Origin of the sequence: Nocardia farcinica (assembly GCF_029867845.1) — a bacterium.
Classification (GTDB): Bacteria; Actinomycetota; Actinomycetes; order Mycobacteriales; family Mycobacteriaceae; genus Nocardia; species Nocardia farcinica_A.
Genome location: NZ_JARWRU010000363.1, coordinates 1 through 2,047, shown reverse-complemented (window position 1 = coordinate 2,047; position 2,047 = coordinate 1). Strand labels below are relative to the sequence as shown.

Sequence of the window (2,047 nt, the reverse complement as noted above, 5' to 3'; positions counted from 1 at the left end):
CCCCCCCCCCCCCCCCCCCCCCCCCCCCCCCCCCCCCCCCCCCCCCCCCCCCCCCCCCCCCCCCCCCCAGGCCGGCTCTGGTGCGCGAACGCCTGACCCGCCACAGCAGGATCAGACCGGCGAGCACGGCCACGCCGGAGGTCCCGGCCAGCGGGAGCCACCACCACGGCAGGGGCTTCGCCACGGTGAGGCCGACGGCGTAGATGTCCACCAAACCGTCCTCGGCCACATTGCGCACATAGAGCGTGTGCCTGCCCGGCTCCAGATCCGGCGGCAGGTACATGACGAGTTCGGTGTCCGGCTCGACCGGGGTGTAGGCCAGCACTCTCGGCGTGCTGTGCACCTCCGCCCACGCGGTGCCCCTGCGCAGCTCTTCCACCCGGCCGATGACGCACGATCCCGGCCGGAGCGCCGTGGCGCCCACCGCGGTGCTCTGCGACGTGCCCGCGTGCACCGGCGCGGGCAGCGGATCGCCGAACCGCAACGGAACGCACTTCGTCACATCGACGCGGGAGACCACCTCCGGCGCGGGCCGGGCGGCGCCGCCGTCGAGGCCGTTCGCCTCCGGGGCGAGGCCGGTGGTCGACCAGGTCGCGATCGCGCCCGCGATCCGCCGGTACCCGAGTTCGTTGGGGTGGACGAACTCCTGCTCCCGGGGCGTCAACTTGTTGACGTACATCTCGTAGCCGCCGGAGAGCAGGGTGACCGGGACGACGCCCGTCGCGTCGCCGTCGCACAGCGTGTTCGACGGCTGCATGGCGTGCTCGACCGAGTGGATGAAGTGGATGCTCCTGCCCGCCCCGGCGGCGGTGTTCACCGCCCGCGCGATGGCGTTGTTGAGTTCGTCGACCACCTTGTTGGCGAAGGTGACCTCGCGGGCGGTGAACTCGCCACATCCGATACCGGTGATCTCCGGGAACGGCTTGGGGTAGGCCAGGACGAACAGCGGCGCCTCACGACCGCCCCGGTCGTCGAGGTAGCGCTGGATGTTCAGCGCGTCGTGCAGCCGGGTGTAGGTGCTCGGCAGCGCGTCCGCCGCGGTGAGCGACCTGATCTTCGCCGACAACGTCGAATCCTGGAGCAAACCGTAGGTGGGGGTCCCGTCGGCCTCGGCGTCCTCCAGGCCGCACTCGTTCCGCAGGCAGTCCGCGACGATGTCGGCGAAGCCGATGTCGTTGCCGCCCATGCTGAGGAAGGCCGCGTCCAGCGTCGGGCCGTTGCCCATCTCCTCGACCTGCGACCAATTGTCCATCCGCCCCGGGTACGGGGTGAACAGATGGTCGCGCACGGCGCCGGAGCACGCGTAGATACTGGTCTTGCCCGCGCCGAACAGTTGCGCGACATGGGTCTTGTCGGAACGGTGGCACCATTCGTGGACCTGGTCGGTGCCCGGCCGATAGGTGCCGGCGCCCTCGCCGCTGGCGTAGGAGTCGCCGAAGACGCCCACACGGGCGTCGGGGTCGTCCATCAGCGTGCGCAGGAAACCCTGTGCCAGGCCGTCGAAGTCGTCACCCCTGAGCACCATGATCTGTTCGGACGCCTCGTGGAAGGCCCCGTTCTCCGAGGTGGCGGTCACCCGCCAGCGCGCGGTCCGTGTGCTGTCGATACTGGTGACCGGCAGATCCCAGTAGTAGGTCATGCTGCTCGTGCCCGGATCGAGATTGCCGATGCGCAACCGGGGCGGGACGACGCGCGGGAACAGGTCGGGGCTCTCGGTGAACGCCAGCGACAGCGTGATGTCCGGGGCCGCTTCCGTGGAGGAGATGTTGGTGACGGTGGCGCTGAGCGTGGCCATGCCACCGCCGATCGCCGACTTCGGGGCGTCCACGGTGACCTCGAGCGCGCTGCGCGAGAGCGCCTTGGTCGTCTCGATCAGCTCCGCGCCGTCGGCGACGTCGAAATAGCGGCCCTTGGTCACCCGGGAGACGCACTGCAATTCGTCGCGGCCGTCCCCGGACAGGTCGAAGCCGACGCCGTGGCCCTGCAGATGGAAGCCGTCGTCGACGATCTGCTCGGCGACCTCGCAGGGGTCGCCGCCGCAGGTGCT

1 protein-coding gene is annotated in these 2,047 nt (G+C 70.8%); it reads right to left on the bottom strand.

The window, feature by feature from the left end:
• The coding region (locus QH283_RS07740) for an SGNH/GDSL hydrolase family protein (protein ID WP_280502333.1) at positions 1-2,047 on the bottom strand (2,047 nt) is incomplete at both ends.